This window comes from Streptomyces sp. NBC_01390, assembly GCF_045040105.1.
Lineage (GTDB): Bacteria > Actinomycetota > Actinomycetes > Streptomycetales > Streptomycetaceae > Streptomyces.
Window position 1 is genome coordinate 10,369,660 of sequence record NZ_CP109551.1, and the last position, 25,537, is coordinate 10,395,196.

At 71.4% G+C, this 25,537-nt stretch carries 19 protein-coding genes and 1 tRNA gene; 15 read left to right on the forward strand and 5 right to left on the reverse strand.

The window, feature by feature from the left end; genetic code table 11:
* The first annotated feature begins 20 nt into the window (after window positions 1-20).
* From OG241_RS46300 to OG241_RS46315, 4 genes are all read left to right on the forward strand, one after another.
* Entirely contained in the window at window positions 21-953 is a 933-nt protein-coding gene (locus OG241_RS46300) for an intradiol ring-cleavage dioxygenase (protein WP_405824675.1), read from the forward strand.
* Entirely contained in the window at window positions 950-2,035 is a 1,086-nt protein-coding gene (locus OG241_RS46305; protein WP_405824677.1) for a maleylacetate reductase, read from the forward strand. Before OG241_RS46300 ends, OG241_RS46305 begins: the two co-directional genes overlap by 4 nt.
* 76 nt (window positions 2,036-2,111) lie before the next feature.
* A complete protein-coding gene (locus OG241_RS46310; protein WP_405824679.1) occupies window positions 2,112-3,023 on the forward strand; it encodes a YceI family protein in 912 nt (303 codons plus the stop codon).
* Window positions 3,024-3,139: 116 nt separating this feature from the next.
* Complete coding sequence (locus OG241_RS46315) at window positions 3,140-3,907, forward strand: NPP1 family protein (RefSeq protein ID WP_405824681.1); 768 nt, start codon at window positions 3,140-3,142, stop codon at window positions 3,905-3,907.
* Between the two features lie 16 nt (window positions 3,908-3,923).
* Here OG241_RS46315 and OG241_RS46320 read toward each other — a convergent pair whose 3' ends face one another.
* Window positions 3,924-4,331 carry an excalibur calcium-binding domain-containing protein gene (locus OG241_RS46320; RefSeq protein WP_405824682.1) on the reverse strand — a complete coding sequence of 136 codons (408 nt, stop codon included), beginning with the start codon at window positions 4,329-4,331 and terminating at the stop codon, window positions 3,924-3,926.
* Between the two features lie 271 nt (window positions 4,332-4,602).
* Between OG241_RS46320 and OG241_RS46325 the strand changes: the two genes are divergently transcribed.
* Window positions 4,603-4,676: transfer RNA gene (locus OG241_RS46325), tRNA-Pro, on the forward strand.
* Window positions 4,677-4,785: 109 nt separating this feature from the next.
* Here OG241_RS46325 and OG241_RS46330 read toward each other — a convergent pair.
* Together OG241_RS46330 and OG241_RS46335 are read right to left on the reverse strand one after the other, a co-directional pair.
* Window positions 4,786-7,674 carry an FG-GAP-like repeat-containing protein gene (locus OG241_RS46330; RefSeq protein WP_405824684.1) on the reverse strand — a complete coding sequence of 963 codons (2,889 nt, stop codon included), beginning with the start codon at window positions 7,672-7,674 and terminating at the stop codon, window positions 4,786-4,788.
* A 642-nt stretch (window positions 7,675-8,316) separates the two neighbouring features.
* On the reverse strand, window positions 8,317-9,261 hold the full coding sequence (locus tag OG241_RS46335; protein WP_405824686.1) for a LysR family transcriptional regulator: 945 nt from the start codon (window positions 9,259-9,261) through the stop codon (window positions 8,317-8,319).
* A 452-nt stretch (window positions 9,262-9,713) separates the two neighbouring features.
* On the opposite strand from OG241_RS46335, the gene OG241_RS46340 reads away from it, so the two are divergent.
* Complete coding sequence (locus OG241_RS46340; RefSeq protein WP_405824688.1) at window positions 9,714-11,231, forward strand: serine/threonine-protein kinase; 1,518 nt, start codon at window positions 9,714-9,716, stop codon at window positions 11,229-11,231.
* 6 nt (window positions 11,232-11,237) lie between these two features.
* On the opposite strand, the gene OG241_RS46345 is transcribed toward OG241_RS46340, so the two are convergent.
* Window positions 11,238-12,170, reverse strand: a complete 933-nt coding sequence (locus tag OG241_RS46345; protein WP_405824690.1) for a M23 family metallopeptidase — start codon at window positions 12,168-12,170, stop codon at window positions 11,238-11,240.
* Between the two features lie 373 nt (window positions 12,171-12,543).
* Window positions 12,544-13,341 carry a serine/threonine protein kinase gene (locus OG241_RS46350; RefSeq protein ID WP_405824692.1) on the reverse strand — a complete coding sequence of 266 codons (798 nt, stop codon included), beginning with the start codon at window positions 13,339-13,341 and terminating at the stop codon, window positions 12,544-12,546.
* A 262-nt stretch (window positions 13,342-13,603) separates the two neighbouring features.
* Between OG241_RS46350 and OG241_RS46355 the strand changes: the two genes are divergently transcribed.
* The 9 genes from OG241_RS46355 to OG241_RS46395 all read left to right on the forward strand — a co-directional run bounded on the left by OG241_RS46355 (window position 13,604) and on the right by OG241_RS46395 (window position 25,456).
* On the forward strand, window positions 13,604-16,570 hold the full coding sequence (locus tag OG241_RS46355; protein WP_405824694.1) for an AAA family ATPase: 2,967 nt from the start codon (window positions 13,604-13,606) through the stop codon (window positions 16,568-16,570).
* Window positions 16,571-16,691: 121 nt separating this feature from the next.
* Entirely contained in the window at window positions 16,692-18,320 is a 1,629-nt protein-coding gene (locus tag OG241_RS46360) for a protease pro-enzyme activation domain-containing protein (protein ID WP_405824696.1), read from the forward strand.
* 292 nt (window positions 18,321-18,612) lie between these two features.
* Entirely contained in the window at window positions 18,613-20,724 is a 2,112-nt protein-coding gene (locus OG241_RS46365; protein ID WP_405826811.1) for a molybdopterin cofactor-binding domain-containing protein, read from the forward strand.
* A gap of 44 nt (window positions 20,725-20,768) precedes the next feature.
* Window positions 20,769-21,230, forward strand: a complete 462-nt coding sequence (locus tag OG241_RS46370) for a (2Fe-2S)-binding protein (RefSeq protein ID WP_405824698.1) — start codon at window positions 20,769-20,771, stop codon at window positions 21,228-21,230.
* A 267-nt stretch (window positions 21,231-21,497) separates the two neighbouring features.
* A complete protein-coding gene (locus tag OG241_RS46375; protein WP_405824700.1) occupies window positions 21,498-21,617 on the forward strand; it encodes a putative leader peptide in 120 nt (39 codons plus the stop codon).
* 87 nt (window positions 21,618-21,704) lie between these two features.
* Window positions 21,705-22,586: a glutathione S-transferase C-terminal domain-containing protein gene (locus OG241_RS46380; protein ID WP_405824702.1), complete on the forward strand. Its 882-nt coding sequence runs from the start codon at window positions 21,705-21,707 to the stop codon at window positions 22,584-22,586.
* Window positions 22,587-22,694: 108 nt separating this feature from the next.
* Window positions 22,695-22,784, forward strand: a complete 90-nt coding sequence (locus OG241_RS46385) for a putative leader peptide (protein WP_405824704.1) — start codon at window positions 22,695-22,697, stop codon at window positions 22,782-22,784.
* 46 nt (window positions 22,785-22,830) lie between these two features.
* A complete protein-coding gene (locus OG241_RS46390; RefSeq protein ID WP_405824705.1) occupies window positions 22,831-24,057 on the forward strand; it encodes an LLM class flavin-dependent oxidoreductase in 1,227 nt (408 codons plus the stop codon).
* Between the two features lie 22 nt (window positions 24,058-24,079).
* Entirely contained in the window at window positions 24,080-25,456 is a 1,377-nt protein-coding gene (locus OG241_RS46395; protein ID WP_405824707.1) for an NtaA/DmoA family FMN-dependent monooxygenase, read from the forward strand.
* Window positions 25,457-25,537: the final 81 nt, after the last annotated feature.

Here is a 25,537-nt window from a genome sequence, read left to right on the forward strand (position 1 = left end):
CACAGGACGGAGAGCGCGGCATGACCACTGAACCCAGCCCACGTGACGGCGGTGAGGGCGGTGACGGCGCGGGATTCACGACCGCCGTCACCGAAGCGGTCGTCGACAGCATGAGCGGGACCGCCGACCCGCGCCTGCGCGAGCTGCTCACCGCTCTCACCCGCCACCTGCACGCCTTCGTCCGGGAGACCGAGCCGACGATGGCCGAGTGGGAGCGGGCCATCGGCTTCCTGACGGCGACCGGGCAGACCTGCACCGACACCCGGCAGGAGTTCATCCTCCTGTCGGACGTCCTCGGTGTCTCGATGCTCGTGGAGACCATCAACGGCCAAGGGGACGCGGGCGCCACCGAGTCGACCGTGCTCGGTCCCTTCCACATGACCGAGTCGCCGGTACGTGAACTGGGCGCCGACATCGACCTGGTGGGCTCCGGCGAGCCGTGCGTGGTCAGCGGCCGGGTGCTCGATCGGGACGGAACTCCGTTGCCCGGTGCGCTGCTTGACGTCTGGCAGGCCGACGCCGAGGGCTACTACGACGTCCAGCAGCCGGACGTCCAGCCGCCGGGCAACGGTCGCGGGCTCTTCACCGCGGACGAGGAGGGCCGCTTCTGGTTCCGCACCTGTGTGCCGAGCCCGTACCCCATCCCGACGGACGGCCCGGTCGGCGAACTGCTCCACGCCACCGCCCGGCACCCCTACCGCCCCGCCCACATCCACTTCATCGCCACCGCCGACGGCCACGAGCCCGTCACCACCCACATCTTCGTCGCGGGCAGTCAATACCTCGACTCGGACGCCGTGTTCGCGGTGAAGGAGAGCCTGGTCCAGGACTTCAGCGAGACCGACGACCCGTCCCTGGCAAGGGAGTTCGGCGTACCGAACCCCTTCCGCCACGCACGCTTCGATCTCGTACTGGAACTGGACAAGTCGGAGAAGCCGGAGAAGAAGGCGTGAGGGGCGAGACGGACTTCGTCTACGAGGCCCAGCCGACGCGGGTCGTGCTGCGGGCCGGGGCCGCCGTGACCGCGACGGCCGGGGAGGCCGAACGGCTGGGCCTGCGGCGGCTGTTGGTGGTGTGCGGCGGGCGTGGAAGGGAGACCGCGCAGGCGGTCGCCGACTCACTCGGACCGGCCCTGGCGGGTCTGCACGCCGAGGCGCGGATGCACGTACCCGTCGAAGTCGCCGACCGGGCCGTCGAAGTGGCGCTCGCGATGGGCGCCGACGGGTGTGTGGCGGTCGGCGGCGGCTCCGCGATCGGCCTCGGCAAGGCGATCGCGCTGCGCACAGGCCTGCCGCTGATCGCCGTGCCCTCCACCTACTCCGGCTCGGAGATGACCCCCGTCTGGGGCCTGACCGAGCAGGGCGTGAAAACCACCGGCCGCGACCGATCGGTCCTCCCGCGCAGCGTGGTGTACGACCCCGAGCTGACCCTCTCCCTGCCGGTCCCGCTCTCGGTCACCAGCGGCATCAACGCGATCGCCCACGCCGTGGAGGCCCTCTACGCACCCGACGGCTCGCCGCTCGTCTCCCTGATGGCGCGGGAGGGCGTACGGGCGATGGCCGAGGCGCTCCCGGCCGTGGCCGCCGACCCGGTGTCCCTCGACGCGCGCGGCCGGGCCCTGTACGCGGCGTGGCTGTGCGGCTCCTGCCTCGGCGCCACGACCATGGGCCTGCACCACAAGCTGTGCCACGTCCTCGGCGGCACCTTCGGCCTGCCGCACGCCGAGACCCACACGGTGGTCCTGCCGCACGCCCTGGCCTACAACGCGCCCGCCGCACCCGACGCGGCCGACGCCGTCGCCAGTGCGCTGGGCGGCGCGACCGATGCCCCGACCGCCCTGTGGGAGCTGGCCGGACGTCTCGGCGCCCCGCGTTCCCTGGCCGAACTGGGCCTCACCGAGGCCGATGTGGCGGTGGCGGCGGCCCAGGTCGCCGGGCAGCGGCCGTACGCCAACCCGCGCGAGGTCACGCCCGAGGGTGTGCTCGGTCTGCTGCGGGCGGCGTACCGGGGCGCGGCGCCCGGGACGGCGGGCTGAGGCCCCGGTACGTCACCGACCCAGCCCTTCACGGTCAAGTGCCGAGAGAAGAACGACAGAAAGGCGACCAACCCCGATGGCCCTCGCACTGCTCAGACGACTGAGGTCCAAAGGCGCCCCCGACCGTGAGGGCCTCTCACTCTCCCTGCCGTCCGGTGCGGGCGCCCTCGGCTGCGAGGTACTCGACCCGTTGGGCCAGCCCATGGGCGGCGCCGATGTGACGGTGAGCGCGACCGACGCCCACCAGGTGATGGCACGCGGTACGACGGACCCGTACGGCTACTTCCTCGCGGTGCTGCCCGCGGGCCGCTACAGCCTCATGGTGATGGCCGAGGGCCTGACGCCGTACCGCGAGACGGTCGATCTCGTCGACGGGGCGATGCTTCCGACGCGGCGCGTCCAGCTGGAGCCGGCCCGGCCGCTGGACCTCCCGGTGCCCGGCACCTGGCTGTTCGATCCGCCGCACACCGCGATCCGGTTCATCGCCAAGCATGTCGGAATGGGCCATGTGCACGGCCGCTTCGAGCGGTTCGAGGGCGGCATCCAGGTGGCGCAGTCGATGGCCGAGTCCCGGGTGCAGGTCCGTATCGACGCATCGAGCATCACCACCGGCAACCGAACCCGGGACAACCACCTGAGATCGGCCGACTTCCTGGACGTCGAGCGCTATCCGTACATCGACTTCGTGAGCTCGCGTTTCTCCTACCGGGCCGGTGCGAAGTGGGCGGTGCAGGGCTCGCTGTCGATGCACGGGGTGAGCCGCTCGATGTCGCTGGACACGACCTACCTGGGGTCCGTCAACGGCGGCTACGGCGAGGAGTTGCGCTGCGCCGCCCACGCCCGCGCGGAACTGCACCGCGAGGACTACACCCTTAACTGGCGTTCGATGCTGGCCCGGGGCATCGCGGTGGTCGGGCCGACCGTCCAACTGGAGCTGGACGTACAGGCGATGTACCGGACGCGTGACACGCCGACGCCGCCGGAGTAGCCCGCACTTCAGCCGGGCGCCCTCGAACCTTTCCTTCCGAGTGACCGCTCCGTGATATGGGCATGCCAATCTGACCGAACCGTCGTATCCCGCACGGCATCGATCAGGAGGCCCCCGTGAAGAGACCTGTGCGCACCCGCAGAGCCTCGCTCGTCCTCGGCAGCGCGGTCGCGCTGGTCGTCGCCTTTCCCGGCACCGCCCTCGCCGCCCCGCCCGGAGCCCTCCCGGCCAACGCGGACGGCACCGAGCAGACGTACCAGCCGGCCTACGACTACGACACGGACGGCTGCTACTCCACCCCCGCCATCGGTCCCACGGGCACCCTCAACGGCGGCCTCAATCCGACCGGTTCCCTCAACGGGCAGTGCAGGGACGCCTCCGACCTCGACAACACCAACGGCTACTCCCGCTACAAGTGCAACAACGGCTGGTGCGCGATCATCTACGGCCTCTACTTCGAGAAGGACCAGGCACTCGCCGGCAGCAGTATCGGGGGCCACCGGCACGACTGGGAGCACGTGGTGGTGTGGGTGCGGGACGGCGTGGCGGAGTACGTCTCGACCTCCAACCACGGCAGCTTCACCGTCCACACCCGGGACACGGTCCGCTGGGACGGCACACACCCCAAGATCGTCTATCACAAGGACGGCATCAGAACGCACTGCTTCCGCCTCGCGAACACCAACGACGAGCCGCCGGAGAACCACAAGGGAACCTGGCAGTTCCCGGCGCTGGTCGGCTGGAACGGCTATCCGTCAGGCATCCGCGACAAGCTGACCTCCGCCGACTGGGGCAGCGCCAACTTCGGCCTCAAGGACGGCAACTTCGCCTCCCACCTGGCGGCGGCCATGCCGGCGGGCATCGCGTTCGACCCGAACGCCTGACAGCTGCCCCAGCCCGTCACTCGCAGCCGACGCCGTCGCCGTCCCGGTCGAGATGCGGTGCGTAGCCGGGATCACCGACATGCACCGGGGCGGCGCCGGCGGCGCGGGCGGCCGCGCAGTTCTCGTAGTACACGCTGTCGTCGCCGGACCCGGAGCCGTCGTCCGATCCCGTGCCGGAGCCGGTGTCGCTGTTGGTGTCGACGGCCGGCTCGGCCGTCACTGTCCTGGTCGCCCGCACGGTGACGGTGGGGGCGGGTTCGGGCGTGGCTGTCACGGTGCTCGTGACCGTGACCGTGGCGGTCGCCGTCGCCGTCACGGTCGCCGTGGGCGTCGGGGCGGCGGCCACCGGGTCCTTGCCGTCGTCCTGACCGCTTCCGCCGATGCCGACGCCGATGAAGAACACGAGCCCGAGGGCGGGCAGCACGAATCTCTTACGAGCCCATCTCGGACCCTGACCCTGACGGCCCGGCGTCGGCCCGGGTATCGGAGCAGGCGGCACGTTCCCGGGAGTGTTGTACGGGTTGCTCATGATCGTCCCCCTGTTGTGTTTCGGGTGGGACGACGGTAGTGCGGCGGATGAGGCGGTAAGGGGCCTTTGATGTCTCGGTGACCGTTCCGTAACCGCTCGGAGGCAGGGCGGGTGTGCGGTAGGGTTTGTCTGTGCGATCACGCGGGACAACCGCGGGTCGACGCACCGGGACGTGGCGCAGCTTGGTAGCGCACTTGACTGGGGGTCAAGGGGTCGCAGGTTCAAATCCTGTCGTCCCGACTTTTCGAAGTCGTAGGTCAGGGGCCGTTTCAGAGAAGATCTGAAACGGCCCCTTGATCATTTTTGGAGACCGGTCGGGGACCGGCGAGCCTGGCTTCCTCTGGGGCTTCTACGGGCTGGCGTTCGGTCCCTGCGGGGGGTCTTCCGGTTCGGTCACCGGTCCTGGAGGCGGTGGGGTGTTGCCGCCGCGGTTGAGCCAGGCGCGGATCGCCCCGCCGTCATAGATGACGACGTAGTCGGCCCTGCCGTCGCCACTGATGTCCTTGAACTGCACATATTTGCGTGGGTAGTTGGATGCGTTGGCGAAGTTGCGGTGCCCCTCGAAGCCGCCGGCGTCCTTGCCGCCCTTGTTGAGATAGGCGTGGACGGAGCCGTCCGCGCCGACCATGAGGTAGTCGGCCTTGCCGTCGTTGTCGACGTCGGCGAACCGGAGAAGGTTCAGGTTGGCGCCGGCAACTCCTGGTGCCCAGCTCAGCTTCTCCGACCAGAGCGGCTGGAGGCTGCCCGGTGTACGAATGTTGAAGTAGGCGTGCACTTCGCCGGTGTCGCCCACGCGCAGCACGTCGTCGCGGCCGTCGCCGGTGACGTCGGCGAAGCGGATGTGGTCGAGCTTGGCGTTCTTCATCGGTATGCGCAGACGCGGCATCCCGTCCGACCAGGTCGGCCGGCCGTCGTCACCGGAGAGGTTGAGCCAGACGTCCACCAGCATGGACTCGTCGTCGGAACCGAGTACGACAAGGTAGTCGTCCCGGCCGTTGCCGTCGATGTCGGCGAACCGGACGTAGGAGCCCAAGTTCGAGTCCGGCGTGCCGGCGGTCCCGGCGGGGGAGAACTCTCCCGTGCCGCCGCCCCAGTTCTTCCAGTCGGGCTTCCCGGGCTGGGCCTTGGTGTTGATCGCGACGCGGATCGAGCCGTCCTTGCGGATCTGGACGTAGTCGGCCCGGTCGTCGCCGTTCATCTCGGCGAGCTCCGTGCGGTCGTAGGACGCGGGTCGTTGCATACCGGGCGCGATGACACCCAGCCTGCGCCATCCGTCGCCGAGTGCGGTACCGCTCGACGGGTCGTCCGACGGATCGTCCTGCGCCTGGCATCCAGAGGCCGACTTCTGGGGGTCGGGCTTCTTGATCCAGCCCTGGTCCGCGGCTTCCATGACGCCCTGGTAGAAGTCGCCGCCGAGTTTCGCGTAGCCGCCGTCGTCGGGGTGGGCGTCGTTCTGCAGACCCTCGCTGACTTCGATGTCGCTGGTCTCCACCAGCACCACGTGCTTGCCGTCTGCGCGGAGGTCGGACACGATGCCGGGCAACGTGGCGTTGAAGGCGTCGATACGGGGTTGCAGGCCGGGTTTCCCGGTCGTGATGACCTTCGCGACCACGACCACGGCCTTCGGCGAGTCCGCCAGCGCCTGTGTGATCAGGTTCTTCATGCGCTGAGGGGCCGACGACAGGGCGAAGTTCTGGTTGAAGTCGTTGGTCCCGGCGTGCAGCGTGATCACGTTCGGCTGGTACTCGTCCACGGTGCAGTCGGCGATCGACGCGATCTCGTCGATGCGTCGGCCCGGATGGCCCTCGTTGTCGGGGTCGGACATTCTGCCTCTGCGGGCTGAGCCGACGAAGTCGACCCGGCCGGCACCGACCGTGTCCTCCAGAGCGGAGTACAGCACGCTGCGATAGCCGTCGCCGTCCGAACTCGCCACGCCCGCGGTGATCGAGTCACCCAAAGGCATCGCACGGATATCGAGCCTGTTCCGGTTGTCCTCGATTTCCTCGAACTGCCAGTGGTACGGCTCTGTTCTGGCCATCAGGTACGGGTCGTCGGGAAAGTCGCTGTTCGCCACCGGCTGCAGAAAGCTGGGTCCATTGGCGTTCGGATCCACGATGTTCCCGCCGGAGAACACCCAGTCGGAGTCCTTGTCTTGGCGTGCGCACTCGTACCAGACGGCCTGTGACCACTGATCACGTGTGATACACCGGTCTTTGCCCATCCTGAGGACATATCGGCCCGGCCGGACGCTGAACAGGACCTCGACGGTCTGGCTGGTGGCATCCCCGTTCACCTGGTCTGTGAACGGAATATCCCCGTAGAGCGACTCCCCGCTCGTGATGACCTGGTCGGACCACTTGCCGGAGGTCGCCCGCACCCGGTAGGTCGTGCCGGGCACCGGGCCGTCGCACTCCTCGCCACTCGACACGCTCGTCGCTGCCGCCGCCCGCAGGCCACGGCAGCCGGCGTTGAAGGAGAACCGGACGTACCAGTGATCGGAATCGGCACCCCTCCGTTGGGCAGTGACCGTCCTGTCGGTCCCATTGCTGAAGAAACCGAAGTCGAGTTCGTCGCCGCTGTATTGAGTCGGCTCGTCCGAACGCACGATGTGTCGCTGGAACCGGGAGGCCATCCCTGCGGGGTTACGGTTGAAGTCTCCCAACACCTGCCATTGGGCACCCGGTGAGCGCAGCCTGACGAAGTTGTACGCCCTGTCGAGGATCGCCGCGGCATCGACGCCGCCACGCGAGAGGGCGTGAACACTGAAGTACCAGGTCCCATCGATCAGCACACCCATCATCGGCCGGGACTCACGACCACTGTGCACCAGCAGCATGACGGCGTCCTGGACGGTCTCCCGCGTCACGATCGCCAGACCGTTGCGCTGCTGGCCGACATCGGCCCAGTAGATGTTCACCACGTCGGTACTGCCGAAGCGGTACACATGCTCGGTCACACCTGGCTCGCTGAAGACACGATCGGTCTGCGTCGACGAACCCGGCGGGCCGGACCCCGCCTCCTGCAACGCCGCCACGTCCACGCCGTCGCGAAACATCTGCCGGACACCGGTCAGCCATCGGGACTCAGGCGGCCCACCGGTTCCATCACGTTCTCCCTGCATGTTCCACGAGCCGCTGACCAGGTCTCTGCCCGTGTCATCATCGACAGCCGCAGCTGGCGGAGCGGGCACGACGGTCAGCAGCGCCACGATGGCGCTCAACGCCACGAGGAGCGCCACCACGAGCCTCCCTCCATGCGGGACAAGGCCGATGGGGGATCTGCTCACCGACCTTCCGCCAGGGTGATGCGGGACAGTCACGGGGCCTCCTGATTGTTGTCCGTTGCGCAAGGCGACGGTCGCCTCGGCGGGGGTGAGGAAGTGCGGGTGGCGAAGAGTCCTGAGCAGGCATCAGACAGGGCAGGCCGCACGGCGCGCCCAGGGTGCGCGACTTCGAACCGGAGCACGCTTGGTCGAGCACCGGTGAATCGTAGGCGTTAATACGTATTAATGATTAGAAGGCCAGGTCGGTGCGCGGGTCGCGACCACACGCGCGATGCCGGCTCGGCACCGCGGTCGCCCCCTGCGGGTCGCCCGGCAGGGGGCAACTCCGAGGACCGCCCGTCTACTTGGTGGTGCGGTAGGCGCGGTGGACGGTCTGGGGCGGACGGTCGCCATCGACGTCGGTGAGGGCGACGCGCAGCGAGACCGAGCCGGGCTTGGCGGGGCTGGTCAGCCTTCGACGTTCTGACGTTGGGGGGCGCCGGCGTTCTGGAGCGCCCGCAGTTCGCGGTCCCTCGTCCTGGCTCGCCGTGCAGGCTTTCCGCGCGGCCGGGCGAAGCCTGCGGGGGTGGGGGATCCGGTGGGGATTTCTCCCGTACCTCACCGGCTCCGGAGAACCGTACGGGCCGCCTCCCGTACGGCGGCGATGTTCGGTTCGTCGCGTCTCGTGGCGAGCCAGGCCAGGGCGGCGTTGCAGGGGGTGAGGTCGGTGACGTCGACGTAGCGGATGCCGGGGCGGGGGAACAAGTCGCGTGCGGCCGCCGGGAGGAAGCACATCGCCTCTCCGCCGGCCACGGCGTGCAGCAGGGACTCCATGTCGGTGACCACTGGCCCGTACCGTACGGGGCTGCCGTCGGGGCGCGGGTCCTCCGCCCAGAAGTCCCACCACACCCGCGGCACCTGCTCGGGCATGGCGACCACGGGTCGGCCGGCGAACTGCGCCAGGGAGACGCTGGGCAGCGAGGCCAGCGGGTCGCTCGCGGAAAGGCAGGCCACGCGGGGCTCGGTGGCGAGTCGGTGTATCTCTATGCCGGCCGGGACGGGGGGCCGTAGGAACATCACGTCGACCTCCTGCCGGAGGAGAGCGGCGAAGTGGTCGGCGAAGTTGAGGCTGACCACCTGCAGTGTCATCCGGGGGTGCCGGTCCAGCAGCGTGCTCAGGACGGCGCGGGTGTGCGGCATGGCGGCCTCGGCCCCGATGGTTCCCGCGACGAGCCGGCCGGAGAGCTGGCGTGCCTGGGCGTCGGCCGTTCTCCGCACCCGGGCGACGGCGTCGACGGCCGCTCGTGCCTCGGGGAGCAGGGCCCGTCCGGCGGCGGTGAGCGCGACGGCCCGGCTGGTGCGCTCGAACAGCCTTACTCCCAGGCGCTGTTCCAGGTCCCGGATCTGCTGGCTGAGTGCGGACTGCGTGATGAACAGACGTGTGGCGGTGCGCCGGAAATGGAGTTCCTCACTGAGCACCACGAACAGCCGCAACTGATGGACGCTCGGTTCAGCGGGCCGCTCGGATCTGTTACCGGCTATGGCAGTTGCCCGTTTTCTCATTCATGAGGATTACCTTATCGACGGGTTGAGATTCCGCATGCCTGAATCCCATGACAACGGGGGTGCTGTCGTGTGAATGTTCTGATCGCTGCCCTGGTCGCGGGACCGACCATCCTGGCTCGGGGCCGCCGGGCACTGCCGTACTCGGTCGTTGCAGGGAATCAGGGGGACCGAACGTGACCGTGTCCCACGGCCGGGAACCAGTACCGCCGCCGTCGCCTCTTAGCCCCCGGCACGCCTTCGGTGTGGGCGGAAATCCGATCGACGCCGGCGTCGGAGTTCCGCACCCGGCCGGGCCGAATCCCACAGCCCTGGAGCGGAGTTCCGTCCGGACCGGGACCGTGTGGGCATGGGCATCAGGAACACGAGGAGGAGAAGGAGAGCATGCGCGGCGTACTGGTTCGCCTGCCGTCGAGGAGAGCGTCGCTTCAGGGGACGGGGGTGGCGGGAGAGTGAACAGCGGATCCGTGGAGGTGGTCCCGCGCGGCTACCGGGTCGGCGAGTGGGAGGTCACCGACCTGATCGGGGCCGGGGGATGGGGGACCGTATACGCAGCCCGGCGCGCCGCCGCCGTCGATGCCGGTGAGGACGGGAACGTCAGCGACGACGGGAGTGGGTCGGCTGCGGGTGGGGAGACCGCCCCGGCGGAGGTCGCGCTCAAGTTTCTGCCCACGGCCGGGCTCGCGCCGCGTCAGGCGCGCGGACTGGTGGAGACCGGGCGGCGCGAGACCGAGTTCAGCCGGCGCACCCGGCACCCCCGGCTCATCCGGCTGTTCGACTCCATCACCCTCGGCGAGTCCGCCGGCTCGGCCTTCGACGGGGCCGTGGTGCTCGTGATGGAGCGGGCCGAACAAAGCCTGCGCGAACGGCTGGAGGCCTCGTCCGCCTCCGGCCGGTCCGGCTCCTCGCCGTCCGGAGAGGAGCCGCTGTCGGTGCGGGAGGGAGCGCGGCTGCTCACCGAGATCTGCGAAGGGCTGGCGCACCTGCACGAACTGGGCTGGGTGCACGGCGACCTCAAGCCCGACAACGTCCTGCTCATGGCGGACGGATCGGTACGGCTGGCGGATTTCGGCCTCTCGGTGGAACTGACCGGCACCCACGCCTACGTACCGCCCCTGGGCACCCTTGACTACCTGCCGCCGGAACGCCGGCAGGCGTCGCTGGGCGAACGGGGCGTGCAGGTACGGCAGAGCACCGACATCTGGGCGCTCGGCGTGATGATCCATCAGGTCTTCACCGGAGGCGTCCTGCCCTTTCCCGGAGCCACGCCGGCGGCTCGTGGAGCCGCCGCCCAGGAGTACGCCGACGGACGGGCACCGCTGCGCATGGATTTGCGGATGCCGCCCTTCTGGCGTGAGCTGGCGGCCGACTGCCTCAGCCCGGCGCACACCGACCGGGCCGCGCACACCGCCGAAAGCCTGCTGGGCCGTATCAGGGCCGAACAGGAGCGGGCCGTGGCGCCGCCGGGAACACTGCGCAGGCGCAGGGTCCTGGCAGCCGCCGCACTGACGGTGGTCGCGGGCGGGGTGGGGGCCGCTGGCGCCGCCGGGTGGCTCCAGTTCGACGACGAGGACCGGTCATCGGGCGGGGGCGCCGCGCCCGGGCGGGGCGGGGCGACGGTGAGCGTCGTGGCGAACGCGCGTATAGAGGTGTACAACGCCGAGCGGTCGTGCCGCACGCTCGGTGAGCGGCACAACCTGTGCAGCCTCGGACTCGCGATCGACCCCTCGCTGCCGTACGACATCGACAACGTCGTGCGGACCAGGGTCTGGGGCGGCGACGTACTGACCGCCGACTGCCAGTTCCCGCAGGGGATGCCGGTGGCCGACGAGGCGGGCACGCGCTCGGTGCGGTGGTACAGGGTGCGTCTCACGGCGGAGAAGGGCCGGACCACGGCCTGGCTGCCGGCCGTGCGGACGAAGGACCGTCCGGCGCTGGCCGAGTGCCCGGCCCGGCCCTCTCCGAGCTGATCCGGGTCAGCAGAGGTCGATGTCGCGCCCGTCGTTGTCCTTCGCCTCGTTGTTCCCCCAGCGCTGGAGGTAGTACGCGGAGACGTACGCGCGGCCCGAGCCGCCCGGTGCCACCTCGTCGAGGTCGGTGAGCAGCCACCAGTGGTTGTAGGAGTTCCCCACGCGGACCTCGGCGCCCTTCTTCTTGCACAGGACGTAGTTGGTGCCATTGAGCAGCTTGCCCTGGACCGCGCAGCGGGGGCTGGTGTCGCCGACACAGTCGACGGCGGCGTAGCCGGGGGCGTCGGCGAAGGTGTCCACCCAGAACCGGTTCGGAGTGGGCGGGTTGCCGCCGCACGCGTTGGTGCTGGTGACGTCGGGGAACGGCCCGGAGGGGGAGAGGCGGTACTCGGTGTTCTGGATCACCGGGTACACCATTTCGTCCGTCTCACCGTCGTTGTCGCCGTTGGTGTCGTACAGCTGCTCGTAGTGCAGGTGGGCGGAGTCGGTCCCGACCAGTCCGAGCCTGCCGAGCGGCGTGCCCGAGGAGACCTGCTGGCCCACGGTCACGTCGATGCGGTCCATGTGCAGGTACACGGAGAACCAGCCGCCTCCGTGGTTGATCTCCAGGCCGCCGGGTGGGAAGCGCTCCGTGACCGTGCCGGCGGCCGAGGCGACGACCGAGGCGCCGAGGGTCTGCCCGTCGACGCGGTACATGTCGAGCTTCTTGTCGTCGGGAGCGTGTCCCAGGTACGTCTGCAACTTCCATGTCTGGCCGCAGGCGAAGGGCAGCCGGAAGTCGGGCCGGGCTCCCGCGCTCACCTGTGACGCATTGGCGGTCGCCGGGGCGGCCCCGGAAGCGGTCGACAGCCCGAACACCGCGAGGACGGTCGCGAGGACGAGGAGTAAGGGCCTGGGCAGCGGCGACCCGAAGGCGCGTCTGCTGCGGGATGTGCGCATGGAATCCCTCCTTGCCAGCCCGGCTCGGTGCCGGGTGGTCGTTTCGTACGGTGATCCGGGCCGGACCGGGCGGACCCGGAGGGTTCGTGGCGTGACCGCTGCCGGGTCGCGCCGCCGGTCGCGTCGCTTCTGAGGCGGATGCCACCTGGCGCGGTCGACTGGTCGGGGAGGAGCCCGGTCGAAACCCTCTGCGCCTGTTCAGCCGGCCGGCCCGAGGCGATCCGCGCCGTCCGGGCTCGCCTCGCACCTTAGGCAGGCCAAAGGGGTGGTGGCCCCTGACATACGTCAGGGGCCACCACCTGGGACAAGGGAGATGTCCCACCCCGGTCCTTCGGGGGACGGACACCTGAAGCGACAGCGACTGAGGGCGTCGCTATGCGCCGGCCTCCTGAGCGGTGGTGAGGCGGCCGGTGCCGCGGGGCGGCAGCAGGCTGAGGTGCTCCTCGCGCACCAGACCGAAGCGCAGGGCGACGGAGGCGAGCCTGGTGCGCTTGGCGCCGGTGCGGCCGCCGTCGGTCGCGGTCGTGGACTCCTCGCCGGGGTCCAGGCGCAGCTTGGTGAAGGCGAGATAGTCGATGTGGTAGTTGACCGCGGAGCGCGTCAGGTCCCGGCAGGACTCCAGCGGCCGTAGCCGTTCCACGATCTGCCCGACGCCGGGCAGCGCCGTGTCGGACGGGTCGCGCAGCCTGGGTTCGCACAGGGCCACCAGGACGCGGAAGTACTTCGACGTCGGGTCCAGGGCGAAGGGGTGCACGGTCTGTTCGCCGCGACCGGGCACGGACTGCTCGCTGAGATAGGCGTGTTGGGGTGCGAACACCTTGAACGTGGCGTCGCCGGACAGGGCGGGCAGCACCACGCGCGAGAACTCGAAGGGCACGGGCGCCCCGAGCCGTCCCGGTGCGACGGTGAGGTACTCACCCGCCCCCTCCAGGTTCTCCACCACGTACGACACGCTGCGGCTGAAGTTGGACAGCCGCCAGTAGTCCTCCGCGGCTTCCAGTTGCCCGGCTCTGCGGGATATCCCCGGGTCGGTGAGGACGATACGGACCCCCGTCCCGCCGCGCCCGAAGTCCGCGATTTCCCCCGGCCCCAGATGGATCAGTTCGGGACTGTCCGTCTCGTCCACACCCCACTGGGCGGTACCGGGCAACTGCACGATGATTGTTTCCACGCGGACTCCCCCGCTGATGTCGCCCCCGATTTGGTCGCGAGGATTGTACGGTCGGTTTCCGGCTGCCGCGGAGACGGCGCGGCCACCTCCAACACGTATGGCCGCAGGGCGAGTTCCGCCTCGATCACCGTCGCCGACGGTCCGCTCACGTCGAGCGGGGGCGAGGAAAGGCGACCCGCCGGCTCCGGACGGACCTTCGCGTGGGCTGTGTTGAACGATTGACAACCCGAATCCACCAAGGTTGTCATGAGCGCATGATCAAGTGCCTCGGGACCTGCCCCGTGACCTGCCGCGCCACGGCCGAGGCCGGGCCGCCGCCATGGGCGTCCCGTCCGTGACCGGTCGCCGCGAGCTGTTCGGCGCCGCCCGGGCCGAGTTGGCAGGCCGTCAGGGAGTCCTCCTCCACGGTCCCGCCGGGATCGGCAAGTCCGCTCTCGTGGCGTCCCTCGTGGCGGCCTCGGCCGAGCGTGCCCAGCCGTCCGGAACGGTGCTGCGCTGCTCGCCCGCCGCCGAGGAAGCCGGGCTTCCCTTCGTCGGCCTCGTCGACCTGTTCGCGCGGGTACCGGAGAGCTGCCTGGAGGCACTGGCGCCCGAACCCCGGGCGGCACTGAGAGCCGCCTTGCTGCACGAGCGCGAACCGGCCGACGACCGCGCCCGCCTCGCGGTGCGCGTCGCCGTCCTCGACGTACTGCGCGCGCTCGCCGCCGCCGGCCCCGTCCTGCTGGTCGTCGACGGCCTCCAGTGGCTCGACGAGCCGACCGCCGAGGTGCTCGCCTTCGCGCTACGACGGGTCGGGGGCCTCGACATCCGGGTGCTGACCGCCGAGCGCGTGTCCGACGGCGAGCGGCCCGAACGGCGGCGCTGCTGCCCGCCGGACACCCTCGAACTCCTCGTGCCGCCCCTGGACGACGACGAGGTGGCCGAACTCGTACGCACCGTCGTCGGCGCCGAGTCACCACCGGGCGTGCTGCGGGCGATCCAGGACACCGCCGCCGGAAACCCGTCGTACGCACTGGAGTTGGCGCGGACGGCCCCGCGCGACGCGGCGTCCCTCGGCCTCGCCCGCCCGCTGCCGGTGCCCCGAGGCCTGCGCGACCGGCTCCTCGACGAGGCGCGCTCGCTGCCGCCGACGGCCCGGCACACCCTCCTGGTCGCGAGCGCCGCCGCCCACCCCACCCTCACCGTCCTGCGCGCCGCCGGGCTCCCCGACGCCGCCGACGCCCTCGCGGAGGCCGAACGGCTCGGCGTCGCCACGGCCGGCGCCGACGGAACCGTACGATTCCGGCATCCGCTGGTCCGGGCCGCCGTGTACGCCGACGCGCCGGAGTACGGCCGCCGTGCGGCGCACACCCTGCTGGCCGGCGCGGTCACCGAGCCGGTGGAGCGCGCCCGCCACCTCGCCCTCGCCCACCCGCACGAGGACGAGACCACCGCCCGCACGCTGATGTCCGCGGCCGAGTCGGCGCGCCGCGACGGCACACCCGAAGCCGCCTTCGAGCTGGCCGCGCTCGCCGCCCTGCGCACTCCCGCCGACCGCACCGCGGACCGCGTCGAACGACTGCTCGCCGCCGCCGAGTACGCCTGCGACGGCGGTCTGTCGCAGGAGGCGGGACAGGCGGCCGCCACCGTCCTCGCCGGGTCGGGCTCCGCGCGGCAGCGGACACGGGCCCGGGTGATCCTGCTGCGCAACGCGGGACAGGCCCTCGAAGGCACCCGTGACCTGATCGAGGAGGGACTGAGGGAGGCCGCCGGCGATCCCGGGTCGGAAGCCTGGCTGCACTACTGGGCGGCCGTACGAGGCCTGCTGTGCGGGGAGTTGACGGACGCGGCCCGGCACGCCCGGCGCGCGGCCCGGCAGGCGGAGCTGGCCGGTGACACGGACACCGGGATCGGGGCCCTCGCCACTCTCGCCCGAGTGCGGTCCCTGGCCGGAGAGGCGGTCGCCGCCGACGCGGCCCTGGAGGAGGCCCTCGCGCTGGCCGGCGGCGCCGACACCGGCCCGGAGAGCTGGGGACTGATCCGGATGGGGGCGATCCTCGCCCTGGACTCCGACCGGGTCACCGAGGCGGGGGAGCGGGTCACCCGGCTGCTGGCGGAGATCGGCGAGTACGCGGGGGTCGAGGAGGTCATGGCGACCCTGGTCGCGCTGACCCGTATCCAGGTGCGCGCCGGGCACTGCCGAGAGGCACTGCGCACCGCCGCCCACTGCTCGGACATCCTGGCCGAGTCGGGCGTACTGGCCGCGCCGGCGCTCTACGCGGCGGCCCTCGCGGCGACGGCGGCCAGCAGCGCGGACGAGGCCCGGTCTCTCGCCGAGCAGGCGGTACGCGCCTCGGAGGCGGACGGCGACCGGCTGTTCCTGCTGCGCGCGCTGGCGGTGCTCGGCCAGGCCGAACTGCTCGCCGGCGACCCGCCGGGCGCCGCCGCCGCGGTCGAGGTGCTGGGACGCGTCAAGCGGCTCGGCGAGACGATGTGCGCGGCCGACCCGCCGCTGCTGCACTGGTACGCGGATCTGACCGAGGCCCTGGTGGTCCTGGGCGAGACGGATGCGGCCGGAACCGTGCTCCACGACGCCCGCGCACTGCTGTCCGCCGACGCGCCCGGCAGCGTACTGGCGGCTCTGGAACGGGCGGAGGGGCTGCGAGAGGCGGCGCTCGGCCGGGCGAAGGAGGGGGCGCTGCACCTGCGTCGCGCCGTGGACCGGCTGCGCCGGCTGCCGTTGCCCGTCGAGCTGGTCCGCACCCTGATCGCCCTCGGCACGGTCGAACGCCGCTCGCGGCGCAGAAGCGCTGCGCGAACGGTCCTCCACGAGGCGTTGGACATCGCGAAGCGGATCGGCGCCGCTCCGCTGGCGGCACGGGCCTGGGACGAGCTGGCGCGGCTGGACGCCAGGGACCGCGCCGGTGAGACAGGCACGGGCGAACCCGAACTCACCCCGACGGAGGCCAGGATCGCCGAACTGGTCGGCGGCGGGGCCACCAACAGGGAAGTCGCCGCGAAGCTGTTCATCAGCGTCAAGACGGTGGAGGGCGCCCTCTCCCGGGTCTACCGCAAGCTCGGGGTCCGCTCGCGCACCGCGCTCGCCCACGCCATGGCGGTCGCCGTCCTCGCCTCCGGCGCCGCCGTGACGTACAGCGACGACGACCAAGTCACCCCGGTGCCACCGGGAGTGACGATGAGTCAGCCCGGCCGGATCCGGCCGGCCCGGGCGCCGGACACACGCCGTTGACATGACATGTGCAGTTAACACGTAGAGCAAGGGTTCCCCCGCTTACGGGGGTGGGGCCGCCGTTCCTACGGTGAAGACGTTCCGCTTCCGGGACACGCCCCCCACTCTCCGGAGGACCTCAGTGAAGTCACGCCTGAAACTGCTCGGCCTGGTCGCCGCACCGGTGCTGCTCGCCGCCGCGGTCCCCACCGCCTACGCGGCCAACATCGCACAGCCGCACGCCACGCGCGCCGCTGTCACCGGAGACGTCCTCAAGGGCCTGAGCAAGAGCGCGACCCGGACCGGCAAGCTCGCCGCCGGAAAGCGGATATCGGTGGCGATCAGCCTGGCTCCCCGAAACGCCAAGGCGCTCGACACCTTCGTGGCCAAGGTCAGCGACCCCCGGTCGAGTTCCTACGGCCACTACCTGACGAAGAGCCGGTTCGCCGCCCGCTTCGGCCGGACCCACGCCGAGGTCAAGCAGCTCAAGGACTACCTGCGGGCCCAGGGCCTCACCGTCGGGAAGGTGCACTCGGGCAACCTGCTCGTCGACGCGAGCGGCACCGCCGCCCAGCTGGAGAAGGCCTTCGGCACCAGGCTGTCGACCTGGAAGGACGCGTCGTCGGGTCGCTCCTTCTACGCCAACGACGCCGCGCCGACCCTGCCCGCCTCCGTCGCCTCCCTGGTGAGCGACGTCGCCGGCCTCAACAACCGCACCCAGCTGCACCACCAGTCGTCCTCCCGTGTCGCCCCCCGCAACGGCCCGGGCGGCGGCTACACCCCGGCCCAGCTCAAGGGCGGCTACAACGTGTCCGGTACGTACACCGGCAGCGGCCAGAAGATCGCGCTGCTGGAGTTCGACGGGTTCCAGCAGGCCAACATCACCAAGTACGACACCAACTACAGCCTGGGTTCGCCCACCCCGACCGTGTCCAAGGTGGACGGCGGCTCCGGCGCGCTCGGTGACGGTCAGGTCGAGGTCGAGCTGGACATCGAGGTCCTGCACGCCATCGCACCCAAGGCGAACGTCACCGTCTTCGAGGGCCCCAACTCCGACGCCGGTGAGGTTGACACCTACCAGGCGATCGTCGACAGCGGCATTCCGACCACGTCGATCAGCTGGGGCGCCTCCGAGAGCGCCCGCACCACCTCCAACATCAACGCCGTGGACGCCGTCTTCAAGGCGGGAGCCGCCCAGGGACTCGGCTTCTACGCGGCCTCCGGCGACGACGGCTCGGACGACGCGGGTGACGGCACCACCACCGTCGACTACCCGGCCAGCGACCCGTACGTCACCGGCGTCGGCGGTACCAAGCTGACCGTCACCTCGGCCAACGCCTTCAGCACGGAGGTGGCCTGGTCCGGCGGCGGGGGCGGCAAGTCCTCCGTCTTCAAGATCCCCAGCTGGCAGACCGCGGTGCAGAAGACCGCCGGCGGCGGCTTCCGCCAGGTCCCGGACGTCTCGGCGCACGCCAACCCCAGCCCCGGCGTCTCGATCTACTCCCAGGGCTCGTGGGGCACGGTCGGCGGCACCAGCGCCGCGGCGCCCGAGTGGGCGGCGTTCGCCGCGCTCTACAACCAGCAGGCCGCGGCGGCCGGCAAGGCCAACCTCGGCTTCGCCAACCCCGCCCTCTACACGGCGAGCGGCACCGGCTTCCACGACATCACCAGTGGCAGCAACGGCGCCTACTCCGCCGCCACCGGCTGGGACTTCACCACTGGCTGGGGCTCGTACAACGCGGCGACCCTGGCGACCAAGCTGCTCGGCTGACACCACTGGATGACGGAAACGAAGCGCGGACCGGGATCACTCCCGGCCCGCGCTTCGTCCGTTGTCCGGCGTGCGAGCCGCTCCGGCCGACCGGGACCCGGGGGCCCGGGGGAGGGGCGCCCGGACCGGCCGGTGCCGGCACGCAACCACGAAGCCCCCTCACCCCTCCTACACAGAAGACGCACCGACAGCTGGTGCGTCGACGGACCGCCGGAAACAGGCGGACAGCGGTAGGAACCGACAGGAATCGGCAGGGGTGGCGATGGAGCGGCAGTGGTCCCGTCGGAGGTTCATGGTCTACACGCTGGCCGCGACCACCCTCACCGTGGCCGCGCCGATCGGCTGCGACACGTCCTCCGCGGAGGGCGCCGAACACCTGGCGGCGGACGCGAGCACCCGGCCCGGCGTCGTGGTCACCGGTGACGACGACGAGATGCTGGTCCTGGAGGTCACCGCCGCGAACCGGGTCGTCGTCCGGCTGCCGCGCGTCGAGGTCGGCCAGGGGGTCACCACCGCGGTCGCCATGATGATCGCCGAGGAACTGGACGCCCGCCTGGCCGACGTCGACATCCCGCTCGCCGACGCCCGCACCAGGGGCAGCCAGTACACCGGCGGTTCGAACTCGGTCAGCTCGCTGTACGGACCCGCCCGGGCGCTGGCCGCCACCGCGCGCGCCCGGCTGGTGACCGCCGCCGCCCGGCAGTGGCGCCTGCCCGCACGCACGCTGCGGACCCGGAACACCATGGTGGTGGCACCGGACGGCCGTACGGCCACCTTCGGGTCACTGACCGCCGCCGCCGCGAAGGTCACCCGACCGGCCGTGTCCGGCAAACCCAAACCGCCCTCCCGGCACAAGGTGATCGGGAAGCCCACGACCCGGATCGACGCCCGGGACATCATCACCGGCAGGGCGCGGTACGCCGGTGACCTGACGGTGGCCGACGCCAAACCGACCGTGGTGGCCCGGCCGCCGACGCTCGGCGGAAAGATCCGCGCCGTCGACGACCGGGCGGCCCGCGCGATGCCGGGCGTCCGTGCCGTCGTGCGGGTCGCGGGCGGAGTCGCCGTGGTCGCGGACACCTTCCACCATGCCTTCCAGGCCCGGGACGCCCTGCGGATCACCTGGGCGCCCGGCCCGCTGGCCGCGCTGTCCGACCCGGCGATCAGAGCCCGGCTGCGCGCCGCCGTCCCGCCGCTGGGTACCGCGCCGAGCGGATCGACGCAGGTGACCGGGGAGTTCGAGTTCGCGTTCGTCAGCCATGCACCGATGGAGGTGCTGACCACGGTGGCGGACGTCCGCGCGGACCGGGCCGAGCTGTGGTTCTCCACCCAGACGCCGATGGACGCCCGTGATGCCATCGCCTCGGCGGTCGGACTCCCGGCGTCGAAGGTCAAGGTCCATGTCATGCGGGGCGGCGGCTCGTTCGGGCGGCGGCTGAACCACGACTTCGCGATCGAGGCCGCCCTCGTCTCCAAGGCGGCCCGCCGGCCGGTCAAGCTGATGTGGAGCCGCGGCGACGACCTGCGGCACGGCAGGATGCGCCCGGCCACCCACCACCGGATCAGAGCGAGCCACAAAGGCGGCCGGGTGGTGGCCTTCGTCCACGCGACGTCCTCGGTGAGCGAGTCGTGGGAGGGGGAGGGCCTCGCCGCGCAGGGCGGGGTGACGTCCTTGGCCGTGCGGACGGGACGCGCGGCGGCGGGCCCGGTGCCCAGCGACAGCGGGCTGTACAACTTCGGCCGGCTCTCCGGGGATTCGGGCGATGTGCCGCTGGCGGCGATCCCGCTCGGCGCCTGGCGGTCGGTGGACTCCGGGACGAGCCGAACCGTCGAGGAGATCATGGTCGACGAGATCGCCCGCAGCCTCGGCAAGGACCCGGTCGCCTTCCGGCGCACCGTGCTCCGGAGCAGCTCCGTGCGCGCCGTACTCGACAAGGCGGCGTCCGCGGGGAGTTGGGGGCGGACCCTCCCGGCCGGACACGGACAGGGCATGGCGGTCCACGAGGAGTACGGATCCTGCGTGGCCTGTCTGATCGAGATCGACGCCACCGACCCGAAGAACCCCCGGGTGACCAGGGCGGTGCTGGCGGCCGACGTCGGAACGGCCGTGAATCCACGCGGACTCGAGGCCCAGCTCATGGGCGCCACGATCGACGGCATCTCCACCGTGCTGCGGGCCGGCCTCCACGTCGACCGGGGCGCGATCCGCGAGGGCAGCTTCGACGACTTCCGCTATGCCCGCCAGCGGCACGCTCCCCTCCGTTTCGAGGCGCACATCATGCCGTCCACGGGGGAGCCCGGCGGCGCCGGAGAACTCGGGGTGCCGGCCGCGGCGGGCGCGGTCGCCAACGCCTACGCCCGGGCGACCGGCAGCAAGCCCCGCCGCTTCCCGCTCACCTTCTGACCAGCCGGCAACCGCCACTCCTACGCGCCCTCCGAGAGGTACTGATGCCCCGCTACACCTTCGACCTCAACGGCGAACCGGTCACCGTCGAGGCCCCGGCCGACATGCCGCTGCTGTGGGTGCTGCGCGACCTGCTCCACGTGACCGGCCCCAAGTACGGCTGCGGGGTCGGGGTCTGCCGCGCCTGCACCAGCCATCTCGACGACGCGGAGATCCAGCCCTGCGTCGTGCCCGTCGCCGACTGCGCGGGCCGCAAGGTCACCACCATCGAGGGGCTGGCCGACGGCGACACCCTGCACCCCGTCCAGCAGGCGTGGCTCGACCAGGATGTCGCGCAGTGCGGTTTCTGCCAGCCGGGCCAGATCATGGCGGCGGTGGCGCTGCTCCGGCGGACCTCCGAGCCGACCGACGCGGACATCGACCGGATCGAGAACGTCTGCCGCTGCGGCACGTACTGCCGGATCCGCGAGGCCGTCAAACAGGCCGCCGAGGCGACCGAGGGCTGATCCGCGGGGCGGAAACAGGTCGCCCGGCGCCCGGTCGTCGCCACGCCCGGCCAGGGTGAGCGACTGCGCCCGGCGCCCGCCGCGCCCGTGCCGCTTCGAGCGCGCGCGAAGGCCCCCGGCCCGCCGGCACCGGCGTCTCTCCAGGGGCGGGGCCGGGCAGCGGCTACGGCGGCCCGCACCGTCCGCCGTACGAGACGCCCTTGACGTGGGCCGCGAGCCGATCGACACTCCCCAGTGGGAATCCTAGTGAAAAGGTAGGGAAACGAGATGCGCGTGGAGTCGAACGCCAGTCGGGTGGTTCACACACCCCGGCCGACCCCGCTGCTGACGTCCCGCCGACACATCGACCTCCAGCGCGTCTGCAGCGCCATCAGCCCCCTGCGCTGACCCCGGCCGCCCACCCCGCGCCACACCGGTGGCCCCCGACTACGCCTTCCGCCGCGCGTACGTCTGCGCACACACCTGGGGAGACTCATGACCGTCACACCACTGGCCGCCACCTCTGCCTGTCCCGCCCCGGCCTTCCGCGGCCGGCTCGGCCGGGACGCGCGCAGCGGCCACTACGCCGTGCCGCGCCGCTATCGCCTCCACCTGTCCCCGGCCGACCCGGACTGCCTCCGGATCGCCGTCACCCACAGCCTGCTCGGTCTCGGCGCGGCCTGTCCGGTGACCGAACTGCCCGCCGTACCCGACGCCCCCGGCGGCGAACACTCCGCCCTGCGCCCGCTGTACGAGGCGAGCGCGCACCGCTACTCCGGCGCGGCCACGGTCCCGGTGCTCAGCGACGACTGGTCGGGGCGGATCGTCAGCACCCACACCCCGGACATCCTGCGCGACCTGTCCCGGCACTTCGGCGGCGGCCGTCCCACGCTGTACCCGTGCGGCCTGGAGCCGGAGATCGAGGCCGTCGAGCGGCTCTGCGCCCAGGGCATCGACGCGTCGGCCCAGCGGGCCGGAGACGCCGCCGTCGAGGACGCCGACCGTGCGGACGCGCTCGCCTCCCTGCTGCGCACCCTGGGCTCGCTGAACGCCCGGCTCGCGGCGGATCCCTACCTGCTGGGTGACCAACTGACCGCGGCTGACGTGGAGTTGTGGGTCTCGCTGGTACGCCTGGACACCGTGCACCGCTGGCACCTGGACGCCGCCGCCGTGCACCGTGTCGCCGACCACCCCTCCCTGTGGGCCTACGCCCGCCGCCTCGCCGCCCACCCGTCCTTCGGCCCCCACCTCGACCTCGACGCCATCGCCCGCCGGCACCACGCCCACTGCCAGGGACTTGAGTCCGCCGGGGCCGCCGTCCAGATCCTGGACTGGGCGGCGCACGCGGAGCGCTCCGCCGAACGCTCCGTCGGCTAGGCCGTTCGCTGCCGCGCCCCCTTCGAGACGCTCCTGAACCCGGCCGGTGTTCATCTGGTTGACACAGAGAGCCGGAACACGCGATGGCCTCGCCTTGTTGACCACGTCGTGCTGAAGCCCATTCCGTGCCGTCCGAGGCTGTACTCGCGGCGGCACATCGACCTCCTGCGCGTCGCCGGCGCGCTCTGTCGCTCCTGACCGCTGTCCCGCCCCTTCGTACGGTCGATCAGGAAGGCACCCCGTCGTGTCCGCATCAGCTTCGCCCGATCCCTCCGCCCCCCTCCACCTCGCCGTCGCCCTGGACGGCGCCGGCTGGCACCCGGCCGCCTGGCGCGAACCCGTCGCCCGGCCGGCCGAACTGTTCACCGCCCGCTACTGGGCCGACCTGGTCGCGGAGGCCGAGCGCGGGCTGCTCGACTTCGTGACCATCGAGGACGGCCTCGGCCTCCAGTCCTCGCACCCCATCGAACCGGACGACCGCACCGACCAGGTCCGGGGCCGCCTCGACGCGGTCCTGATCGCGGCCCGCATCGCCCCGCTGACCCGGCACATCGGCATCGTCCCGACCGCCGTCGTCACCCACACGGAGCCGTTCCACCTCTCCAAGGCGATCGCCACCCTCGACTATGTGAGCACCGGCCGCGCGGGTCTGCGCGTCCAGATCAGCGCCCGCCAGAACGAGGCCGCCCACTTCGGCCGCCGCTCGATACCCCACATCGACCCGCTGAACGACCCACGGGCCTGGGATTCCGTGGCCGCCCTCTTCGACGAGGCCGCCGATTACGTCGAGGTGGTGCGTCGGCTGTGGGACAGCTGGGAGGACGACGCGGAGATCCGTGACATCGCCACCGGCCGCTTCGTCGACCGGGAGAAGCTGCACTACATCGACTTCGAGGGCCCGCACTTCAGCGTAAAGGGCCCGTCCATCACGCCTCGCCCGCCGCAGGGCCAGCCGGTCGTGACGGCGCTGGCCCACGACACCGTCCCGTACCGGCTGGTGGCCCGGGCGGCGGACGTCGGTTACGTCACTCCGCACGACGCCGGGCAGGCCCGCGCCATCGTCGAGGAGATCCGCGCCGAGCAGGCGGCGGCCGGCCGTGCCGGTGAACTCCTGCACGTCTTCGGCGACTTGGTCGTCTTCCTCGACGACGACCCGGCCGAGGCCACGGCCCGCCGCGAGCGCCTGGACGCCCTGGCGGGGTACGAGTACACCAGCGACGCCCGGATCTTCACCGGCACGGCCGCGCAACTCGCCGACCTGCTGCAGGAGTTCGCGTCGGCGGGGCTGTCCGGGTTCCGGCTGCGGCCCGCCGTCGCCGGACACGACCTCCCGGCGATCACCCAGAAGCTGGTCCCCGAACTCCAGCGCCGGGGCGCCTTCCGGCAGACGTACGAGGCCGACACCCTGCGCGGGCTCCTCCGCCTCGCCCGCCCCGCCAACCGCTACGCCACCGCTGCTCCCAGCGCCTGAGTCGGAAGGACCCCACAATCCCATGAGCAAGCCGCTGAAGCAGATCCACCTGGCCGCGCACTTCCCCGGCGTCAACAACACCACCGTTTGGAGCGACCCGCAGGCCGGCAGCCACATCGAGTTCAGCTCCTTCGTCCACTTCGCCCAGACCGCCGAACGCGCCAAGTTCGACTTCCTGTTCCTCGCCGAAGGACTGCGGCTGCGGGAACAGGGCGGAAAAATCTACGACCTGGACGTCGTGGGACGGCCCGACACGTTCACGGTGCTGGCCGCGCTCGCCGCCGTCACCGAACACCTCGGGCTGACCGGCACCATCAACTCCACCTTCAACGAGCCCTACGAGGTGGCCCGCCAGTTCGCCAGCCTCGACCACCTCTCCGCCGGCCGCGCCGCCTGGAACGTCGTCACCTCCTGGGACGCATTCACCGGCGAGAACTTCCGCCGCGGCGGCTTCCTGCCCCAGGACGAGCGCTACTCCCGGGCCAAGGAGTTCCTGCAGACGGCGGGGGAACTCTTCGACTCCTGGCACGGCGAGGAGATCCTCGCCGACCAGCCCACCGGCACCTTCCTGCACGACGCCAAAGCCGGCGCCTTCACCCACCAAGGGCAGCACTTCGACATCGAGGGCCAGTTCAACGTCCCCCGCTCCCCGCAGGGCCGCCCGGTCATCTTCCAGGCCGGCGATTCGGACGAGGGCCGTGAGTTCGCCGCGTCGACCGCGGATGCGATCTTCAGCCGGTACGCGACTCTCAAGGAGGGGCAGGAGTTCTACACGGACGTCAAGAACCGCCTGGCCAAGTACGGCCGCCACGCGGAGGAACTGAAGATCCTGCCTGCCGCGAGTTTCGTCCTGGGGGACACGGACGCCGAGGCGGAGGAACTGGCCCGCGAGGTGCGGCGGTTGCAGGTCAGCGGGGCCACCGCGATCAAGCATCTGGAGTTCGTGTGGAACCGGGACCTGTCCGCCTACGACCCGGACGGACCGCTGCCTGACATCGATCCCGACCTCGGCGAGCACACCGTCTCCCGGGGCCGGGCCCAGGTGCGGATGTACCGCGACCCGCTGGCCACCGCCCGCGAATGGCGCGAGAAGGCGGAGGCCAACAACTGGTCGATCCGTGACCTGGTCATCGAGACTGGCAACCGGCAGAACTTCGTCGGCTCCCCGGCCACGGTCGCTGCCACGATCAACGACTTCGTCCAGGCCGACGCGAGCGACGGCTACATCCTGGTCCCGCACATCACTCCGGGCGGCCTCGACGGCTTCGCCGACACGGTGGTCCCGCTGCTCCAGGAGCGGGGCGTCTTCCGCACGGATTACGAGGGCACCACCCTCCGCGACCGGCTCGGCCTCGCCCACCCCGACGCCGAGGCAGCGGGGGAGCGGGCGGCGTCCTGAACCTTCGTACATGGCGTGGTCGAGGACGTCACCCTCCCCCATGAAGGTGACGTCCTCGACCGCTCCCCCGGGTGCCCGAAG

Bases quoted from the DNA above. Each gene is read 5' to 3' on its own strand.
- OG241_RS46310 (WP_405824679.1), top strand. From the start codon at position 2,112: ATGGCCCTCGCACTGCTCAGACGACTGAGGTCCAAAGGCGCCCCCGAC.
- OG241_RS46345 (WP_405824690.1), bottom strand. From the start codon at position 12,170: ATGCGCACATCCCGCAGCAGACGCGCCTTCGGGTCGCCGCTGCCCAGG.
- OG241_RS46365 (WP_405826811.1), top strand. From the start codon at position 18,613: ATGGTCTACACGCTGGCCGCGACCACCCTCACCGTGGCCGCGCCGATC.
- OG241_RS46335 (WP_405824686.1), bottom strand. From the start codon at position 9,261: ATGAGAAAACGGGCAACTGCCATAGCCGGTAACAGATCCGAGCGGCCC.
- OG241_RS46375 (WP_405824700.1), top strand. From the start codon at position 21,498: ATGCGCGTGGAGTCGAACGCCAGTCGGGTGGTTCACACACCCCGGCCG.
- OG241_RS46300 (WP_405824675.1), top strand. From the start codon at position 21: ATGACCACTGAACCCAGCCCACGTGACGGCGGTGAGGGCGGTGACGGC.
- OG241_RS46395 (WP_405824707.1), top strand. From the start codon at position 24,080: ATGAGCAAGCCGCTGAAGCAGATCCACCTGGCCGCGCACTTCCCCGGC.
- OG241_RS46370 (WP_405824698.1), top strand. From the start codon at position 20,769: ATGCCCCGCTACACCTTCGACCTCAACGGCGAACCGGTCACCGTCGAG.
- OG241_RS46380 (WP_405824702.1), top strand. From the start codon at position 21,705: ATGACCGTCACACCACTGGCCGCCACCTCTGCCTGTCCCGCCCCGGCC.